Annotated in this window: 16 protein-coding genes; 9 read left to right on the top strand and 7 right to left on the bottom strand. The window is 40.8% G+C overall.

Going from position 1 to position 17,464, the window contains the following annotated elements:
• The first annotated feature begins 314 nt into the window (after positions 1-314).
• Positions 315-2,219 carry an ABC-F family ATP-binding cassette domain-containing protein gene (locus tag P8610_RS10695; RefSeq protein ID WP_394604379.1) on the top strand — a complete coding sequence of 635 codons (1,905 nt, stop codon included), beginning with the start codon at positions 315-317 and terminating at the stop codon, positions 2,217-2,219.
• A gap of 271 nt (positions 2,220-2,490) precedes the next feature.
• On the top strand, positions 2,491-3,468 hold the full coding sequence (locus P8610_RS10700; RefSeq protein ID WP_394604380.1) for a nuclease-related domain-containing protein: 978 nt from the start codon (positions 2,491-2,493) through the stop codon (positions 3,466-3,468).
• Between the two features lie 44 nt (positions 3,469-3,512).
• On the opposite strand, the gene P8610_RS10705 is transcribed toward P8610_RS10700, so the two are convergent.
• The 3 genes from P8610_RS10705 to P8610_RS10715 form a co-directional block, all read right to left on the bottom strand.
• The gene (locus P8610_RS10705; RefSeq protein WP_394604381.1) at positions 3,513-5,069 is read right to left on the bottom strand and encodes an ABC-F family ATP-binding cassette domain-containing protein; all 1,557 of its coding nucleotides are present in this window, start codon (positions 5,067-5,069) and stop codon (positions 3,513-3,515) included.
• 140 nt (positions 5,070-5,209) lie between these two features.
• Positions 5,210-5,371: a hypothetical protein gene (locus P8610_RS10710; protein WP_394604382.1), complete on the bottom strand. Its 162-nt coding sequence runs from the start codon at positions 5,369-5,371 to the stop codon at positions 5,210-5,212.
• A 61-nt stretch (positions 5,372-5,432) separates the two neighbouring features.
• Complete coding sequence (locus P8610_RS10715) at positions 5,433-5,885, bottom strand: DUF2269 family protein (RefSeq protein WP_289497193.1); 453 nt, start codon at positions 5,883-5,885, stop codon at positions 5,433-5,435.
• A gap of 121 nt (positions 5,886-6,006) precedes the next feature.
• Here P8610_RS10715 and P8610_RS10720 point away from each other — a divergent pair, with 121 nt between their 5' ends.
• Complete coding sequence (locus tag P8610_RS10720) at positions 6,007-6,726, top strand: 5-formyltetrahydrofolate cyclo-ligase (protein WP_394604383.1); 720 nt, start codon at positions 6,007-6,009, stop codon at positions 6,724-6,726.
• Here P8610_RS10720 and P8610_RS10725 read toward each other — a convergent pair.
• Positions 6,723-7,292: a DJ-1/PfpI family protein gene (locus tag P8610_RS10725; RefSeq protein WP_394604384.1), complete on the bottom strand. Its 570-nt coding sequence runs from the start codon at positions 7,290-7,292 to the stop codon at positions 6,723-6,725. The genes P8610_RS10720 and P8610_RS10725 overlap by 4 nt on opposite strands.
• Positions 7,293-7,621: 329 nt before the next feature.
• Between P8610_RS10725 and P8610_RS10730 the strand changes: the two genes are divergently transcribed.
• From P8610_RS10730 to P8610_RS10755, 6 genes are all read left to right on the top strand, one after another.
• Positions 7,622-8,974, top strand: a complete 1,353-nt coding sequence (locus P8610_RS10730) for an L-cystine transporter (protein ID WP_289497702.1) — start codon at positions 7,622-7,624, stop codon at positions 8,972-8,974.
• Between the two features lie 403 nt (positions 8,975-9,377).
• Complete coding sequence (gene qoxA / locus P8610_RS10735) at positions 9,378-10,352, top strand: cytochrome aa3 quinol oxidase subunit II (RefSeq protein WP_394604385.1); 975 nt, start codon at positions 9,378-9,380, stop codon at positions 10,350-10,352.
• Positions 10,353-10,370: 18 nt separating this feature from the next.
• Positions 10,371-12,311 (top strand): cytochrome aa3 quinol oxidase subunit I, encoded by a 1,941-nt coding sequence (gene qoxB, locus P8610_RS10740; RefSeq protein ID WP_289497189.1) that lies wholly within the window; start codon positions 10,371-10,373, stop codon positions 12,309-12,311.
• A gap of 14 nt (positions 12,312-12,325) precedes the next feature.
• Positions 12,326-12,946 carry a cytochrome aa3 quinol oxidase subunit III gene (qoxC, locus tag P8610_RS10745; protein ID WP_289497188.1) on the top strand — a complete coding sequence of 207 codons (621 nt, stop codon included), beginning with the start codon at positions 12,326-12,328 and terminating at the stop codon, positions 12,944-12,946.
• Entirely contained in the window at positions 12,939-13,370 is a 432-nt protein-coding gene (qoxD, locus tag P8610_RS10750) for a cytochrome aa3 quinol oxidase subunit IV (protein WP_289497187.1), read from the top strand. Before qoxC ends, qoxD begins: the two co-directional genes overlap by 8 nt.
• Before the next feature lie 50 nt (positions 13,371-13,420).
• On the top strand, positions 13,421-13,561 hold the full coding sequence (locus P8610_RS10755; RefSeq protein ID WP_394604386.1) for a hypothetical protein: 141 nt from the start codon (positions 13,421-13,423) through the stop codon (positions 13,559-13,561).
• Between the two features lie 295 nt (positions 13,562-13,856).
• Here P8610_RS10755 and P8610_RS10760 read toward each other — a convergent pair whose 3' ends face one another.
• From P8610_RS10760 to proB, 3 genes are all read right to left on the bottom strand, one after another.
• Positions 13,857-14,819 (bottom strand): nuclease-related domain-containing protein, encoded by a 963-nt coding sequence (locus P8610_RS10760; RefSeq protein ID WP_394604387.1) that lies wholly within the window; start codon positions 14,817-14,819, stop codon positions 13,857-13,859.
• Between the two features lie 113 nt (positions 14,820-14,932).
• Entirely contained in the window at positions 14,933-16,204 is a 1,272-nt protein-coding gene (locus tag P8610_RS10765) for a glutamate-5-semialdehyde dehydrogenase (protein ID WP_394604388.1), read from the bottom strand.
• 48 nt (positions 16,205-16,252) lie between these two features.
• Complete coding sequence (gene proB, locus P8610_RS10770; protein WP_394604390.1) at positions 16,253-17,386, bottom strand: glutamate 5-kinase; 1,134 nt, start codon at positions 17,384-17,386, stop codon at positions 16,253-16,255.
• Positions 17,387-17,464: the final 78 nt, after the last annotated feature.

The following is a 17,464-nucleotide window of genomic DNA, read 5'->3' on the forward strand; positions in this document are numbered from 1 at the left end:
AGCTTTTTTGTGCAAAAAAGAGCTTGCGTGGAGTGAGAAAAAACTTGAAGTTAAAAGCGCGGTATAAAATACGCAATAAAATCTTACTGGGTGTTTTGCTTATCCAGTATCAACAACAAGAAAAAAGCAAAGCCGATTAATTAATTGAAAATAGCGGCATCCGTTTTGAGCAAAAACGTGCCCACTCCTTTTCAGAACATGTTTATCACTATAACAAAAATGAAGAAAAAACCCAAATGATATGGTAAAGATGCTATTCTGACAGGGTTGAGCTACAATAGAATCAAAGACTTTAACTAAGGAATGATATTGTTTTGAGTATTTTATTAGTAGAAAATTTATATAAAACATACGGTGAAAAAACACTTTTTGATAATATTTCTTTTTCGATCAATGACAAACAAAGAATCGGTTTGATCGGACCGAACGGAACGGGCAAGTCGTCATTATTAAAAGCTTTAGCAGAAATTGAGCCGGCTGAACGCGGAACGCTCTCTCATGCCAATACGTTTCAGATTGAGTATGTGGCACAGGAACCTGAATTGAATGAAGAGCTTTCTGTATTAGAGCAAATCTATTATGGAGATTCACTCATTATGAAAACGATGCGTGAATACGAGCAAGCTCTTATTAATTTGGAATCAGATCCATCGAATGAAAAGAAGCTGAAGCGTTTGATGAACAGCCAGCAAAAAATGGATGAGAATGAGGCATGGGAAGCCAATACTGTTGCAAAAACGGTGTTAACAAAGCTTGGTCTGCGTGATTTTTCACGGCAAGTGAAGCATTTAAGCGGTGGGCAAAAGAAACGGGTTGCTATTGCAAAAGCACTGATTCAGCCAGCAGATCTGCTGATTTTGGACGAGCCGACGAACCATCTGGATAATGAGACGGTCGAATGGCTGGAAACATTCTTAGGAAACTACAAAGGTGCGCTTCTAATGGTTACCCATGACCGTTATTTCCTAAACCGCGTAACGAACCACATTTTTGAACTAGATAACGGTAAGCTCTATGTCTATGAAGGCAACTACGAAACGTATTTAGAGAAAAAAGCTGAACGTGAAGAAATCGCTCTGCAGAATGAAGATAAAAGGCAGAACACTCTTCGCCGAGAGTTAGCCTGGCTCCGCCGTGGTGCAAAAGCGCGTACGACAAAGCAAAAAGCTAGAATTCAGCGAGTGGAAAGTCTGCAAGAAGAAACAGGACCAGCAGCAAAAGGGTCTGTAGAATTTGCGATTGGTTCACAGCGGCTTGGGAAAAAAGTAATCGAAGTTGATGGACTGAGTAAGAGCTTAGACGGAAAAGAGCTTGTAAGGAATCTGGATTATCTAATCGTTCCTGGTGAACGTCTTGGGATTATTGGACCGAACGGCAGCGGGAAAACCACATTATTAAACATGTTAGCAGGAAGAACGACACCAGACTCAGGTTCAGTCGAAGTCGGGGAAACGGTTAAAATCGGCTATTACACACAAGACCATGAAGAGCTGGACGGAAATCTGCGAGTTGTCGATTATATAAAAGAAACAGCACAGATCATCACAACCGTTGATGGACAGACGATTACTGCCGAACAGATGCTAGAACGCTTCCTTTTTCCACGCTATATGCAATATACGTATATCCGCAAACTTTCGGGTGGAGAAAAGCGCCGTCTGTATATGCTAAAAGTTTTAATGGAAGAGCCGAATGTTCTGTTTTTGGACGAGCCAACGAACGACCTGGATATTCAAACTTTGGGCATTCTTGAAGAATACTTAGAAAATTTCCCTGGAGTCGTGTTGACAGTTTCCCACGACCGCTATTTTTTAGATCGCGTCGTTGATCATCTGCTTGCTTTTGAAGGGGCTGGAAAAGTTGTCAGGTTTCAAGGAAGCTATTCGGATTATATGGAAGAGAAAAAAGAGCGGGATGAAGAGGCGGCGGCTGTGAAAAAAGAAGCAGCTGTAGTGGATGATGCACCTTTATCACCGCGCAAAGAAAAGAAGAAAAAGCTTTCGTATAAAGAGCAGCAAGATTGGGATACGATTGAAGACCGCATCATGACCTTAGAAGAGAAAAAAGAACAGATTGAAGCTGCAATTGTTGCAGCAGGCAGTGATTTCGGCAAGATCAGCGAACTTATGGTAGAGCAGAAAAAAGTGGAGAGCGAGCTTGAAGCCGCGATGGAGCGGTGGGAAGAGCTATCGCTTTTGGTTGAAGAGTTGAATAGTTGATTGTGGGACATCTCTTGCGAAGAATTTTTTGCAGGAGATGTTTTTTTTTGAGCGAGGGAGGTTGTCGTTGTTTGTCGAAAAGCCTATAAATCAGTTTGAAGGACTATAAAAAAATTTGAAGGACCATAAACTTTTTTGAAGGCCCATAAATAGAAATTTAGGGCCTATAAATTCAATTTCAGGGCCTATAAAAATATTTTTCACAAAAAAAGGATTCTACACCGAACTTAGCGAATGTGTGTAATGCTGAAATTTACAAGGAAGTGATAAGTTGATAAAAAAAGCAAGGACAAAACCGTTAAAGCTACTAAAATATGAAGTTTTAATGGAAAGAATTATTCCGAATCACACCCAAAAACAACTGATCGAGAGCAGCCATAGAAAATACTTAGCAGGTTATAAAGGAGAACTAACTTTAGATTATTTCCTTTCTGAATTATCAGAGGATGATTACCACATTTACCACGATTTACGAATCCCCAGAAACGATAACAACCAACTTTATTTCCAGCTAGACGCTCTAATTATACATTCGAAATTCTGTATCATAATTGAAGTTAAGAACTTAATAGGTAATTTGTATTTTGATCATCAATATGATCAGATAGTACGTTCTAGAGAAGGTATTGATGAAACATTCGCAGACCCCGTAAATCAAGTTGAAATACAAAAAAATCATTTTTCTAATTGGCTGCTTAGACACAAGTTCCCCGTAATACCAATTCATACCCTGGTTGTAATAACGAATCCAAAATCCTATATTCGGATTTCGCCAAAGTACGGAAAAAACGCACAAAAAATTATCAGAGGTAGGACCTTGTCAAACAAAATAAAGGAATTCGGAAATATAGAAAATGAAGTTATCTTTCAAAAAAGAGATATGAAAAAGCTTTCTTCGCTGCTGTTAAAAGAACATACTCAGCATAATCCTGACATTCTAAAAATGTACAATATTCATCGCGATGAAATTTTATCAGGCGTTTTTTGTCCGAACTGTATACAGGTAGCACTAATAAGAATAAAAAGAAACTGGTTGTGTACAAGGTGTTCTAAAACTTATATGTATGCTCATAAAAAAGCAATCATCGATTATGCACTTTTGTTCAGTCCAGTGGTCAAAAACAAAGATATACGCTCTTTTTTACACATGAAATCACAGTCATCAGTAAAAAAACTCCTCTATAGTATGAAACTGAAACCGACTGGCTTAAGAAAAGCCGCAACCTATACCATTCCTCTGCCAAAATAATCTACATAATAAAAAACCCCCACCAATAAGTGAGGGTCTCAGAATTAAAACACCTTAGTCGTCCAGCTTTCACAATTCCAGACGTCGTTTGCTACTTCTTTATAAAATTCAGGTTCATGAGAGATTAGGAGGACGCTGCCTTTGAATGCCTTCAAAGCGCGCATTAACTCATCTTTCGCTTCAACGTCCAAGTGGTTTGTCGGCTCATCCATTACTAAAACGTTATTTTCATGGTTGATCAGCTTACATAAACGAACCTTCGCTTTTTCCCCACCGCTAAGCACTTCAACTTTACTCTCGATATGTTTTGTTGTAAGCCCGCACTTCGCAAGAGCTGCGCGAACTTCATGATGAGAGAATCCAGGGAACTCGCTCCAAATTTCTTCTATACATGTGTTGTAGTTGGCTGACTTCACTTCTTGCTCGAAGTATCCGATCTCCAGGTTTTCACCGCGCTCAACCGATCCCGAAACGGGCTTGATTTCACCTAGGATGCTGCGGAGCAATGTTGTTTTACCGATACCGTTCGCACCAACTAAAGCAATTTTTTGACCGCGCTCCATGCGCAAGTTCAATGGTTTTGACAATGGCTCATCATAACCGATAACAAGATCTTTCGTTTCAAAGATTAGCTTGCTTGGTGTGCGAGCTTCTTTAAAGTTGAACTCTGGCTTTGGTTTTTCTTTAGCAAGTTCAATAACATCCATCTTATCCAGTTTCTTTTGTCGAGACATTGCCATGTTTCGAGTGGAAACACGTGCTTTATTACGAGCAACGAAATCCTTCAATCCAGCAATTTCTTGTTGCTGACGCTTAAACGCTGCTTCCAGTTGAGATTTTTTCATCTCATGAACGGATTTGAAGTGATCGTAATCGCCGACATAACGGTTCAGCTCTTGATTTTCCATGTGGTAGATCAAGTTAATAACGCTGTTTAAGAATGGAATATCATGCGAGATCAAAATAAACGCATTTTCGTATTCTTGGAGATAGCGTTTCAGCCACTCGATATGCTGCTCATCCAGATAGTTTGTTGGCTCATCCAGCAATAGAATTTCTGGCTTTTCTAATAAAAGCTTAGCGAGCAAGACCTTTGTACGCTGTCCACCGCTCAGATCGTGAACGTCACGATCTAAACCAATATCATCAAGACCTAGCCCGCGTGCGATTTCTTCAACTTTTGCATCAATTACGTAAAAGTCATTGTTTGTCAGTGTATCTTGGATAACACCGACATCTTCAAGCAGCTTTTCAAGCTCTTCAGGTGTTACTTCACCCATTTTTTCATACATGCTGTTCATCTCAGTTTCCATGTCGAGCAAGTATTGAAACGCGCTCTTTAACACGTCACGAATAGACATTCCTTTTTGGAGGACCGTGTGTTGATCCAAATATCCTACACGCACTTTTTTAGCCCATTCCACTTTACCTTCATCAGGCTTTAATTTTCCTGTAATTATATTCATAAAGGTTGATTTACCTTCACCATTCGCACCGATTAAACCGATGTGTTCTCCTTTTAAAAGACGGAAAGACACATCATTAAAGATCGCTCTGTCGCCAAAACCATGGCTCAAGCCTTGTACCGTTAGAATACTCATCTATATAACACCTTTTCTGTCAGTAATTTGTACCCTCTTGATTATAGTATTGAATGGGGAAGGAACTCAATAGGTGCGTGCCGAATCGGAAAAAGAAAAAGCACCCATGGAAGATTTTCCAAGAGTGCTTTGCAAATTATTTATTCCTGCTCACCAGTTCGGTTTTTAAATGCTTCTTTTGTAGCAAGATTTACTGAATCTGTTTCGTCGCTTTTCGCAACGAGTCTGTTTTGCAGTGTATTATCAGGAAATCTTCCTGGATGTCCTTGTTTTTTGTGTTCAAAGGATCTTCCGCGTGCCATGTTTTTCACTCCTCATCTCTTTACACCATATTGTGTCCAAGAGAAGAGCTGATTATGAAGATTAAAAAGGTTTTACCACCATTAAAATAATAAGTAAGACAGCTAAACCGTGCAAAGAATATACGTAAGGATCGAGTTGCTTATCGACCGAACGATATGAATCTGGAAGATCATCACCTTCATGAGAACCAAGAATTTCACTCATCTGCTTTTGTTTCTTAGGAATAATACCAATAACAAGAACTTGTGCTAATACATAAATAACCAAGGAAGCGATGTACCATACTTCGCTAAATAATGAAGTATTTAAATAACCTAATAAAAGTCCAGTTGCAAGAAGTGTTAAGCTGCCAATCTTCGGCAATGTTTCAATCTTAGTGTTTACCTCGAGTGCATAGCGTGCCTGACTGGCCGTTTTTGCAAATTTTGTAACGACTGGCATGGCAAAGCTTGCACCTAAGCCGACAATGGCCGCCAAGACATGCAGCAATACGAGTGCGCCATAAAGAGTCATCCCATTTCCCCCTTTAAATATGTATGAATAAATACCTACCTTCAATTTATTACGCTATACAGGAAAATAGTCCTTCTTTTAAGTAGTGACTTTTATCCTGATTATAAAAGGAGTTCATTAAATGGAAACAAAACATGAAATCAGGCAAAAAGTGTGGAATAAGCTGACTGAAGAAAAATTAGGAAGATTTCCGTTTCCCTTAACGAATCGTATACCTAATTTTAAAGGGGCAGAGGCGGCTGCGAGGTATATAACAGAAATGAAACTGTATAAAGAAGCAAATGTGATCAAGGTGAATCCAGATTCGCCGCAGCTGCCACTTCGAGCGCAAAATTTAAAAGACGAAAAAATGCTTCTCGTTCCAACCCCTCGTTTAAAAGACGGCTTCATTCAAGTAAAACCAGAGTGGGTTCCGAAAGGGGAGGAAAGAAAAGCAGCGAGTCTTTCGAGCATTTTGAATTATGGAAGAGTTTTGCCTCTGTCACAAATGCCAGAAATTGATTTGATTGTTGTCGGTTCGGTGGCGATTCATCGTGATGGCAGACGACTTGGAAAGGGAGAAGGATACGCCGACAGGGAGTATGCGATCATTCGGGAGCTCGGCAATAAAGAAGTGCCAGTGATCACTTCGATTCAAAGTGCGCAGCTCGTGGAAGATGAAATCCCTGTTGATGTTTTTGATTTAACAGTCGACTGGATTGCTACGGAAAAAGGGTTGATCGAAACGTGTTCTCCTTATCCTAAGCCAACAGGGATCGTTTGGGATGAAGTGAGTGAGGAAGACATGAACATCATGCCTGTTTTAAAAGAAATTAGAGATTTAACAGTAAATAAACGTTAGGACATTGTTGGCACTTTAAAATATTCAAGCGGATTCTCTGTGCCGGCAGGAAAAACGTTAAGCTGGCGTAAAACTTCTTCAGCGAATTGGATATAGTTTGAACCTGTTGCTGTGATTACATTTTGGTCAAGCACGAGATGTTCTTCACATTTATTGCTCCAGTTCATAACAGATGTATAGCGTGAGTCATCTTCAGTAAGAGAAGCTGTATATTGGATATGATTTAGAATACCAGCTGCACCTAGCAGGGCAGGTCCTCCACAGATTGCGCCAATCAGCTTGCCTTTATCAAAAAAAGCACGGATCATTTCTGTAACCATCGAATTTTCGAGAAAAGGAAATGGTGTACCTCCAGGGATAATCAGAGCGGAATAATCATCTGTTTTGACTTCGTTTACCGTTAGATCAGGTTTAATTTTAAGCTTTCCTGCTGATGTGACTGTATGGATGGAAGAGTTAGGAGAGCATGTAACAAGTTCATATTCTGATCCGCTCAAGCACGTATTTAAAATAGCTACTTCAAATTCTGCAAAAGAATCATAGACAAACAATAGAACCTTTTTCATATGAGTTACCTCCAGTTTTAAATAACCTATATCCAAATTTTAGCACCTGCTCATAGGAATTTGCTACAAAAACAAGCATAAATTGATTTGAAGGTGAATATATCTAATCACAACCAAATATTTCTTCTGTGAACCGAGCATAAACACACTAATGACTTGCTTATTTTATTTGAAAGCTTGTCTTTTTTTGTGTGAGGAGGTGGCGGCTAAAAGTAATCCCGCAGTAATTCCTACTTGACAGATAGGTTTTATTGTATTAATTTATTTTAGTTAACTAAAGGGGGGACTTGTAGGTGACTACTTACTTAGTTTTATCGAACATTGCTATTATGCTTATTCTTTTAGGTGTTTTGTATTACATGCAAAAAAAGCACGTTTCTTTCTCAAAACGGGTGTTTACGGGTCTTGGATTAGGGATACTTTTTGGCCTTGGACTTCAGTACGGGTATGGAGCTGATTCAGAGGTAGCTGCTAAATCTACTGACTGGTTCAACTTAGTTGGTGGAGGTTATGTAACGTTCTTAAAAATGATCGTAATGCCGCTCGTGTTTATCTCGATCCTTTCAGCGTTCACACGATTGAACTTAAAAGGGAACATCGGAAAACTTAGCGGATTGATTATCGCAATCTTAATCGGAACAACAGCTATTGCAGCAGTTGTCGGCATTGCTACATCCGTTGCTTTTGATCTGGAAGCTGTTCAAATTGAACAAGGTGATGCGGAAACAGCACGTGGTGAGCAAATGGAAGGTACTTTTGCAGAAGTAAAAGACTTAACGCTTCCGCAGCAGATTCTTTCATTATTACCAGCGAATCCGTTTTTAGATTTTACAGGAGCTCGTCCGACATCAACGATTGCAGTCGTAATCTTTGCAGCATTCCTTGGAGTTGCATATTTAGGAGTAAAACGTAAACAAGAAGAGCATGCAGAATTGTTTGCTAAGATTGTTGATGCTTTCTATTCTGTAATTATGCGTGTTGTAACATTGATTCTTCGTTTAACACCATACGGAGTACTTGCATTAATGACGAAAACGGTAGCACTTAGTGATATGGGTGCGATCGCCAAGCTGGGGAAATTTGTTATCGCCTCATATGTCGCGCTATTGATCATGTTCGGAATTCACTTATTATTAATAACGTTCGCTGGTTTAAGTCCAGTAACGTATATGAAAAAGGCATTCCCAGTTCTATCGTTTGCCTTTACTTCTCGTACTAGTGCCGGAGCACTTCCATTAAACATCCGTACACAAAAGAGCATGGGTGTACCTGATGGAATCGCAAACTTCTCAGGTTCGTTCGGCCTTTCAATCGGTCAAAACGGGTGTGCTGGAATCTATCCTGCGATGCTTGCGGTTATGATTGCACCGACTGTTGGAATCGATCCATTGTCACCATCATTCTTATTGACGCTCGTTGTAGTTGTGGCGCTTAGTTCATTTGGTGTTGCTGGTGTTGGGGGCGGAGCTACGTTTGCAGCAATCCTCGTGTTGTCTGCGATGGATCTTCCAATTGCCTTAGCAGGTCTTTTGATCTCTGTTGAACCGCTTATCGATATGGGCCGTACTGCAGTTAACGTAAGTGGTGCGATGACTTCAGGTCTTTTAACAAGTAAAGTTCAGAAGCAATTAGACACAGACGTTTACAACGACAGCGAAAACCAAGTCGAAGTAAGTGCTTAGCCAGTAAATGAAACGATCTTGCCTTTGAGGCAGGGTCGTTTTTTATTTGTAAATTTTTCATATGAAGGTGTGAATTGGAGGTTTTAAGGGTAAAAATTAAAAACTGAACTTTCAAATAGCACAAGATTCTTTTCCAGCTCATGAAGGCTCTTCCATATTCGTGAACATTCTATGGCAAAACTGTGATAAAGTTGTGAGCTTTATTTGAAGTAATCGTGACATTTGTTAGGGAGCCGGTCACATTTACTAGGTTTCTGGTACTATGAGGGCAAAGGTTTTCTGTCATTTTGATTTTGCCTATGATATCCATTGTGATTTAATTCACAATACACTATAATCACTTTTGGTTCGTTTTTATTAGGCAAATTAAATGCTTGTAAATAGAGAAAGGAAGGTGGACCTGGTGATGCGACGGTTGAAGCCGTTTTTAACATTCGGGTTAATGATGGCCGTGTTTTTGCTCAGCGGCTGCAGCGATATGATTGTTTTAGATCCAAAAGGACCTGTAGGAGAAGAACAGAAGGATCTCATCATGTATTCTATCTGGTTTATGTTATTTATCCTGCTAGTTGTTTACGCACTTACTGCTTTTATTGTTTATAAATATCGTGATCGCAAAAATCATAAAGGCTATGATCCTGATAACGAAGGAAGTCATCTTCTTGAAACGATTTGGTGGATCATTCCGATTATTATCGTTATTGCATTATCGATTCCGACGGTTAAGAGTATCTACTCTCTAGAAGGACCTCCTGAGGAGTCGAAAGATCAAAAGCCATTGGTGATTCATGCAACATCTGTAAACTGGAAATGGGTATTCACATATCCAGAGCAAGATATTGAAACAGTTAACTATCTTCATATTCCTGAAGATCGGCCTGTTTTGTTCAAACTGACTTCTGCAGATTCTATGGCATCTTTTTGGGTTCCTCAATTAGGTGGCCAAAAGTATGCGATGGCTGGCATGGAGACAGAGCTTTATCTGCAAGCTGACGAGCAAGGCACGTATGAAGGACGTAACTCCAACTTTACAGGAGAAGGGTTCACTGATCATACGTTTGATGTTATGGCTATGTCTGATGCAGAGTTTGAAAAATGGGCGAGTGAAACAAAAGCTGAAGCTCCAGAACTTACAAAGGGGCAGTACGACAAGCTGATGCTTCCTGGTCACGTGAAAGAAATGACTTTCTCTTCAACTCATCTAGATTGGGTAGACCACTCTAAAAATGCAGAATACGCGTTAGATGCTCGCGAACGTTTAGGTTATGAAGAGAAGATTCCTCACTCAAGAGCAGCGAAGGAAGAAAAGAAAAAGCGTGAAGAAGAGATGAAGAAGCAAGAAGAATCAGAGTCTCATGGGGATTCTCATGCCCATTAACAGAGGAGGCATTTCAATATGAAATGGGATGAATTTTTCGTAACAGGCGACCCGATGATTTATGGTGCTGACGTATCCATCGTACTAACGATGGTGGGTATCCTGTTCTATCTTACTAAATATAAAAAGTGGAAATGGTTGTGGGACGAATGGCTTACAACGGTTGACCACAAAAAACTCGGTATTATGTATATCGTTTCCGCTGTGCTTATGTTGTTCCGTGGTGGTGTCGATGCGCTATTAATGCGTACGCAGCTCGCGGTTCCAGAGGCGAAGTTCCTTGATTCACAGCACTATAACGAAATCTTTACAACACACGGTACGATTATGATTATCTTCATGGCGATGCCGTTCTTGATTGGTTTGATTAACGTCGTTGTTCCATTACAGATCGGGGCACGTGACGTAGCTTATCCTTATTTAAACGCAGTTAGTTTCTGGACTTTCTTTATCGGTGCGATGTTATTTAACATCTCGTTCGTTATCGGTGGATCGCCATCAGCGGGTTGGACGAGTTATATGCCGCTTGCAAGTAACGAGCTGAGCCCAGGGCCTGGACAGAACTACTATCTGCTCGGTCTGCAGATTGCAGGTATCGGTACACTCTTAACGGGTATTAACTTCTTAGTTACGATCCTTAAGATGCGTGCACCGGGAATGACATTGTTCCGTATGCCAATGTTTACTTGGTCATCACTTGTAACAATGGTTATCATTATTTTCGCTTTCCCGATTCTTACTGTTGCACTAGCACTTATGACATTTGACCGTTTATTCGGAAGCCATTTCTTCACTCTGCAAGGAGCAGGGATGGATATGCTTTGGGCGAACCTTTTCTGGTTATGGGGCCACCCAGAGGTATATATCGTAATACTTCCGGCGTTCGGTATGTTCTCTGAGATTATTTCTACGTTCTCTAGAAAAACATTATTCGGTTACAAAGCCATGATCTGGTCTATGCTTTTAATCGCAGGATACAGCTTCTTGGTTTGGGTCCATCACTTCTTTACGATGGGTTCAGGAGCACTTGTTAACTCCGTATTCTCTATCACGACGATGGCGATCGGTATTCCGACAGGGGTTAAAATATTTAACTGGCTGTTCACGATGTACAGAGGTAAGATCCAATTTACGACACCGATGCTTTGGTCACTCGGATTTATCGTGAACTTCGTAATCGGTGGGGTTACAGGTGTCATGCTTGCCATGGCAGCTGCTGACTATCAGTACCACAACACATATTTCCTAGTATCTCACTTCCACTATGTGTTGATCGCTGGTACAGTATTTGCTTGTTTCGCTGGGTTAATCTACTGGTATCCGAAAATGTTTGGCTACAAGCTGAACGAACGTATCGGTAAATGGGTATTCTGGATTTTCACAATCGGATTTAACGTATGTTTCTTCCCGCAATACTTCCTTGGTCTAGACGGTATGCCACGTCGTGTCTACACGTACAGTGAAGAGTCAGGCTGGGGCCCATTAAACATGGTATCTACAATCGGTGGATTCATGATGGGTATTGCATTCTTAGTTCTTGTTTACAACATGTACTACAGCTTCCGTTTCGCGAAGCGCGAATTGACTGGAGACGCTTGGGATGGCCGTACGCTTGAATGGTCTACTCCATCAGCAATGCCTCCTTTCTATAACTTTGCTAAAATCCCAGAGGTAACAGGTCTTGACCACTTCTGGAGACAAAAGCAAGCAGGAAAAGTTGAGAAGTTAACAGCTAATGAACTTAAACCGATTCATATGCCTAGCAACTCTGGTGTACCGTTCATCATGGCATCATTCTTCTTCGTTGCCGGATTCGGTATGGTATTCGACTGGATGTGGATGGCGATCGTTGGATTGATCGGTGTATTCGGAACATTGATCTACCGTTCATTCGAGTATGATGACGGATATTATGTAAGTGTTGAAGAGATTATTGAAACAGAAAAGATTTCTAAATAAGGAGGCGTGAAAAAATGGCACATGCAGAAACACACGACCCCAACACGCCTTTAGAGTATCGTTCGGAGATTGGGCGTCTAAACATTCTCGGTTTCTGGATTTTCCTAGGGGCAGAAATTGCGTTATTTGCAACATTATTTGCAACGTATATGGTTTTAACACATCGTATCGCAGACGGTCCTGCTCTTGGTGAACTATTTGAAGTGAAGAGTTTGTTGATTCAGACGTTTTTGCTTCTAACAAGTAGTTTCACTTGCGGACTTGCGGTTCATGAGATGCGCCGTCACAATGTAAAAGGTTTGATCACGTGGATGGCCGTAACACTTGGACTTGGTCTCGGGTTTCTTTACTTCGAGATTCAAGAGTTCTTACATTTCATTCATGAAGGTGCAAACATTGGTACGAGTGCAGCATGGTCAGGATTCTTCGTACTTGTAGGTACTCACGGTGCTCACGTAACGTTCGGTATCTTCTGGGTAACGATGGTCTTGATTCAAGTAGCTAAGCGTGGTCTTACGCCAGCTACTTCTGCAAAAGTTTTCATCACCAGTCTTTACTGGCACTTCCTAGACGTAGTGTGGATCTTTATCTTCACAGCCGTTTATCTGATGGGGATGGTGACGCATCATGGCTAATAAAACTGCAGCAAATGAACACCACGGTTTTCCGTGGAAACACTTAATCGGATTCGTGCTGTCCATCGTGCTTACGCTGTTCGCACTATGGATCGCACTTGAAACTGATTTATCATTGACTTGGATTCTCATTATTATTTTTGGGTTTGCATTTCTACAGGCTGCCCTGCAGCTGTTAATGTTCATGCACGTAACAGAGAACTCCACAAAGAGTAATCTCACAAGCCGCGTGCAGATCGGTAACATATTGTTCGCAGCGTTCGTTGCGATCGTTATCGTGATCGGTTCTGTCTGGGTAATGACAGCAGGCCACGCAAAGCACGATAAAGATCAGCATGCCCCGAAGACTGAGAACCATGAAAATCACGGTTCTCATGGTGGCGGAAGTGAACATGATTCTGGTGAACATGGAAGTCATGAATAAGATATGATTTGAAAAACCTCTTGCTGGATTGATGGCAGGAGGTTTTTTTTATGCTGAATACGCGGAACAAGAGATTTACGATCAGAACAAGAGATTTACGAGCGGAACAAGAGATTTACGAGCGGAACAAGAGATTTACGAGCGGAACAAGAGATTTACGAGCGGAACTAGGATTTTACGAGCGGAACTAGAGATTTACGAGCGGAACCAGAGATTTACGAGTGGAACAAGGATGTTACGAGCGCAACTAGGGTTTTACGAGCGGAACTAGAGATTTACGAGCGGAACAAGGATTTTACGAGCGCAACTAGGGTTTTACGAGCGGAACTAGAGATTTACGAGCGGAACTAGGATTTTACGAGCGGAACTAGAGATTTACGAGCGGAACTAGGATTTTACGAGCGGAACAAGGATTTTACGAGCGGAACTAGAGATTTACGAGCGGAACAAAAGATTTTGAAGCATTACAGAAGAAAAAAAGAACATCTATTTTAGTTCAGGTAAGGAATAGATTCGTCCCTTACATCCACCTGTATGTGGGAGATTCATTTCAAACAATAGTCGCTTTGCTACATGTCTTGATTTAAGGCAAAGAAATTCACAAAGCTGCTTATTTGTAATGCTAGTTCCAAACAAGAGTGCGTAATCTAATAAAGAATTTAGATGAAGATCTTTAGAATTGAAACTGCATTTTGGACATGTCCATGTACCTCGTCTTCGATGAACCGGCATATAAAAGCACTCAGTACAATAAACACCCTTGATAATGTCCTTTTCTTCAATCTGATACCTTTTTTGTAAGTCAGGGTTTTCTGGAATATGATGTCGAACGAGCATCTTTGACAGTTTACTCAACTCTTTCTTAGTCAATTTTTCCTCTCCATACATCTTATCTATCACTTTAATTCTTTCCTGCAAATAGGGACTATGCGTAATATATTGAGGGACTTCTTTATTCGAAGGAGGGGCCTTAATGATGGTTCTAGGATTGCTCATAACAACTAGAGAACGGACGGGAATGGGAGGTATACGATTCTTCGCCATCCATTCGATCAAATGGGATTGCTGGCGTTTCACTTGAAAGATAGGATTTTTAAAAGCTTCTTCAGTGCCGTCATCCTTCAATCGGATGACCTGGTTGAGGTGGTCAAAAACTAATGTTCCGGTAATGTACTTAACTTCGAGGTTCAAAAGGTAACGAGGGGAGAGAAGTAAGGTGTCGATTTGAAAATAGCTATCATGAGCTGACAATCTTAAATCGTGAAAAACTGAAAAATCGCAGAAAGGTTTTAAAAAATAATCATTCGATTGCTCACCGAAGTGTCCGGCTAATCTGCCGCTCAACTCATCTTCTATCGATAAATACCTTTGGTGATGCCTAATAATTCTACGCTGCATAACTTCAAGTTTTTTAATCCTAACAGATTTCGTACGATCTTTAATTAACATAAACGACCCCCTTTCACATAAAAATATTCTGCCACAGTAGCCAATTTACCTGCTTCGTTTCTACAAAAATATACAAAAAAAGACAGCCCCAAAAGGGACTGCCTACTATCTTATTACCTAACCTGTCCATCACCAGTCATACGATACTTGATCGTCGTTAATGCTGGTAATCCCATCGGTCCACGGGCATGCAGTTTCTGTGTTGAGATTCCGATCTCAGCTCCAAATCCGAGCGCTGAGCCGTCTGTAAAACGGGTCGAGGCATTATGGTATACAGCTGCTGCATCAACAAGATTTAAGAAATGCACAGCGTTCTCTGCATCCTCAGTCACAATCGCTTCTGAGTGCTTGGTGCCATAACGCTCGATATGAGAGACAGCCTCTTCAACAGAACTTACCACTTTAACAGCAACTGCTAAGCTTAAATACTCTTCTGCCCAGTCTTTTTCGTTAGCCGGCACCACATCCGGCAATACCTCGGCAGCTTTTTCATCACCATGTATTTCAATACCGTGCTTTTCAAAAAGTTCCTGAACTCTAGCAGCATTCTTCACCAGCCAAGCTTCATGGAAAATAAATGTCTCTGCAGCATTACAAACTGCTGGTCGGTCGGTTTTAGCGTTTTCCAAGATTGCCAGCGCCTTTTCCACGTCTGCAAACTGATCCACATAAACGTGACAGTTACCCACACCCGTCTCAAGGACAGGAACTGTTGCATTTTCTACCACGGTCTTGATGAGAGAACCTCCGCCACGAGGAATCAGCACGTCAATATGTTCTTTCATCGTAAACAATTGGCCCGCGGCTTCTCGATCGGTAGAAGCGATAAATTGTACAGCTGCTTCAGGAATTTTTGTCGCGGCCAATGCCTTATGAATGACTGACACAATTGCGGAATTAGAGTGAATCGCGTTCGATCCGCCTTTCAGAACGATCGCATTACCTGATTTCAATGCTAAACCAGTTGCGTCTACTGTTACATTCGGACGAGCCTCGTAGATCATTCCGATAACGCCTAACGGAACGCGTACTTGTTCAACTTTTAGTCCGTTATCCAGCGTCCAGTCTGACAAAATCTCGCCAACAGGATCCTTTAGCTCAACAACCTCACGCAAGCCATCTGCAAATTCTTTCACACGCTTTTCGGTTAATCGCAAACGATCCATCAAGGCTTCAGAAAACCCTTTATCCTCGCCGTTATCCAAATCTTTTTTGTTTTCTTTTAAGATAAAATCAGATTCTTTTTCTAAAATATCTGCAATCGTTAATAATGCTTCGTTCTTTTCTTTTTCACTTAACAGCGCTAGCTTTTTAGAAGCTTGCTGTGCTAATTTTGCTTGATCCTTAACGTTAATTTGTTTGGTTGTACTATTAAAAGTACTCATCCAACGCCTCCTTGAATTTTTCAATCATTACATTTTTTATTTTCAAAATTAGTGAATAGGAACTGCCAAACGAGTGTGGCAGACTAGATCGTTATTGTTGATCGCCTCTTCAGGACCAACATCGTTCAATTCATGGCTTGAAATTCCTTTAATCTTAATCAGCTGCTTAGACGAATAGTTGGAAACGCCAAGACCAACTTCATTTCCATCCAAGTCCTTAATACGAACGACAGAGCCTTTTTTGAAATGGCCGCTCACATAACGAATGCCAGTAGGGTAAAGGCTTTTAAGTTCATCAATGCCTTGTTTGGCTTTATTTGAGACAACAATCTCGCCTTCTGGCCCTGAATGAAAGGCAATCCATTGGCGCTTAGTATCAAGGTTGAACTCGTTTTTATCAGGTACAAAATAAGTACCACGAGCATTACCTTCGACCGCCTGATGAATAATGCCTGTTGAAGTAGCATTGCCGAGGAATGACGAGATACCTGACGCCATGGCAATCTTTACAGCATCGATCTTAGAGCGCATACCGCCAGTTCCCACTTCACTGCCTGGTTCACCTGCTGATTCTTCAATTTCTGGTGTGATTTCATTCACTCTCGTTAGTAACTTCGCTTCTGGATTTTTTCGAGGGTCTTCTGTATACAGCCCGTCAATATCAGATAGAATAATGAGCTGGTCTGCATCAACAAGACCTGCAACTTTTGCTGAAAGCGTATCGTTGTCACCAAACTTCAAGCGTTCAACGGTAACAGTGTCATTTTCGTTTACGATCGGAATGATACCACGGTCTAAAAGTACATTTATTGTGTTACGAGCGTTGTGATAGCGATCACGATCTGAAAAATCACTTCTCGTAATCAAAATCTGTGATGCGGTATATCCGTGCGAAACAAATCGTTCAGAATAGGCTTCCATTAAAAGACCTTGTCCGATAGAAGCTGCAGCTTGTTTTTCAGCTAAAGAAGTTGGACGATTTAGACAGCCTAATCGTCTATAACCCGCAGCAACTGCACCTGATGATACAAGTAACACTTCATGCCCATCATCTTTTAATTTCACAACTTCATCCACTAGTCGTTCAAGTTTTCGTCTGCTGATATCTCCAAGTCTGCTAGTTAAAGAACTAGATCCAATTTTAATGACAATACGTTTATTCATTGAATTATTTAAATCCATATCTAGTTAAAATCACTCCTGTTTTGTTAAGTGTTAAATTTGTTTTCCGGTCAAAAATACAACGGTAACGAGTATAAC

The organism is Fictibacillus sp. UD (assembly GCF_043558025.1).
GTDB lineage: Bacteria > Bacillota > Bacilli > Bacillales > Fictibacillaceae > Fictibacillus.